3 protein-coding genes are annotated in these 2,114 nt (G+C 46.7%); 2 read left to right on the forward strand and 1 reads right to left on the reverse strand.

Translation table 11 applies throughout. The features are described from left to right. A partial coding sequence (locus tag KDK19_RS16300) for an iron ABC transporter permease (protein WP_257292375.1) occupies positions 1-920 on the reverse strand: 920 nt, incomplete at its 3' end. A gap of 289 nt (positions 921-1,209) precedes the next feature. On the opposite strand from KDK19_RS16300, the gene KDK19_RS16305 reads away from it, so the two are divergent. Together KDK19_RS16305 and KDK19_RS16310 are read left to right on the forward strand one after the other, a co-directional pair. Next, on the forward strand, positions 1,210-1,482 hold the full coding sequence (locus KDK19_RS16305) for a type II toxin-antitoxin system Phd/YefM family antitoxin (protein WP_257274311.1): 273 nt from the start codon (positions 1,210-1,212) through the stop codon (positions 1,480-1,482). Next, positions 1,463-1,732, forward strand: a complete 270-nt coding sequence (locus KDK19_RS16310) for a Txe/YoeB family addiction module toxin (protein ID WP_257274309.1) — start codon at positions 1,463-1,465, stop codon at positions 1,730-1,732. The genes KDK19_RS16305 and KDK19_RS16310 overlap by 20 nt, the downstream gene beginning before the upstream one ends. The last annotated feature ends 382 nt before the right edge of the window (positions 1,733-2,114 follow it).

Below are 2,114 nucleotides of genomic sequence, written 5' to 3' on the forward strand. Positions count from 1 at the left end.
GCTTTACTGTGATCCTGCCCGGTGACCTTCTGGTAGAGCTGCTGTCTTCTGCGACTGTAGCTTTCCAGTGAGATCAGTAGCACGACTGCAACCAGCATAATGGCAGATAATTTGGCAGCGGCATTCAAACTGCCATAACCCAGCCAGGTGTCATAGACAGCTGTCGTTAAAGTCGGTACGGCAAAGTAATCAACCGTAGCAAAATCACCCAGTGTCTCAATACCCATAAGCGCCAGGCCAGTTATGATAGCCGGTCTGGCCATGGGGATTGAGACCCTGAGAAAACTGGCAACAGGAGAACATCCGAGCAGTCGGCTGGCCAGTATCTGACTCTGGGAATGTTCAAGAAAGGCGGTTCTGGCCAGCAGATAAAGATAAGGATAAAGCACGAGCGCAAGAATCATGATTGCGCCGCCCAGACTGCGAATATCAGGAAAAAAATAATCGGCAGCACTCTCCCAACCCGTTAAATCCCTCAACAGTCTTTGAACCGGGCCTGCGTATTCCAGCAGGTCTGTATAGATATAGGCGACCACGTAAGAAGGCATGGCCAGTGGCAGTACCAGAAGCCATTGCAGATAATGTTTACCGGGGATTTCACAGTTTGCCATGATCCAGGCCGCAGGGAGGGCAAGGATCAAACCCAGAATACCGACACCGGAGATCAACAGTACGGTGTTGAGGATGTATGTGCCCAGCACAGTATTTCGCAGGTGGGCAAAAATCTCGCCGGTGGGCCCAGAGGCCTCATAGACCAGTGCCAGTAACGGAGTAAAAAGCAGAAGAGCCAGCAACCAGCTGCCAGCTCTCCAGAAAAGCGAAAGGCCTTGTTTTGAAAATGACTTGTCACTGCCACGCTCTGAAGAGAGTGGTGATAAGTCATTTTCCTGTGCTTCTAAAGCGGTAGGCACCTGTTTCATGAAAGTCTGTTTAAATATCTGTCCGAGCTCTGCCAGGCGGTCAATTCTACAGAAAACGGAATGAATATCAGTAGAATTTGCATCTCTTTTTCAAACAGCAGGGTCTGTTCAGGACAGAGTTCAACTTAATGACAGGTCAGAACGGGCTTCGTCCAACAATTTCTGAGCGGTTGCGTAGTTCTTGGCTAGCAGCCTTAAGTCCGACAGGCTGCTAGGCGTTGACTTGCCTTTTAAATGCCTGCTCTCTAAAGTGTACGGTAATACCGTACACAAAAGGTGGAGTTAATTTATGGAAAGTGTCAGCGTTAATCAGTTCAGGGATAACCTGAAAAGCTTTGTAGAGAAGGTTGTGGGCAACCGCACTCCGCTTAAGGTCACTCGACGCGGTGGAGAAGACTTTGTAGTGATCAGTGCTGATGACTGGGAGCGGGAACAAGAGACCCTTTATGTGCTGCAGAATAGTAGCTTGATGCAGCAGATTGCAGACTCACAGAATACACACAGCCGGGGTGAGGGCTATCAGCCAAGTGAGGAGGATATCAGTGAGATCATTGGTCTTTGAGGGTAATACTTGGCAGGTATACGAAGCTTTACGCGAGAAAGATAAAAAGTTGCATAAAGTTTTATGCCGCCAACTCAAGGAAATGATGCAAGGTGACCCAACTACTGGGGTCGGCAAACCAGAACCGCTAAAGCATGGCCTTTCTGGTCACAGGTCTCGCAGGCTCACCCAGAAGGACCGATTGATATATAGATTTGACGACCAGTTTATCTATATTTGCGCTCTGGGTGGCCATTACGATCAGCATTGAGAGCCGATAAATATCAGGATGTTTAATTCTTGTAATGCCACAGTGGTTGGCTCTCCATAGTCCGCATTTTCTATATCGCACTATATCATCTGCTTTTCCAGCAAGTTCAGTAGTGAACTAAATCATTTCCTATCTGTCTAAAAAATAGGGCGATAGTACAAGATACGGGTAATTTACCCCTTTTCTTGAGATGGCCCAAGTACTCTCATGAAGCATTAAATTTGCTAAGCAAACGAGCTAACCACAAGGACGGTATTAACAGCAGATACAAATTAATAAAGGACAATTAGTTATGGATAATGTAAATAATTTAGCCACCAGCTATCTGTTTGGTCTACCTTTCCAATCCGGAAAAACAGAGACTGAATCTTCTAAAATAACG

This window comes from Endozoicomonas sp. ONNA1, from assembly GCF_024606325.1.
Classification (GTDB): Bacteria; Pseudomonadota; Gammaproteobacteria; order Pseudomonadales; family Endozoicomonadaceae; genus Endozoicomonas_A.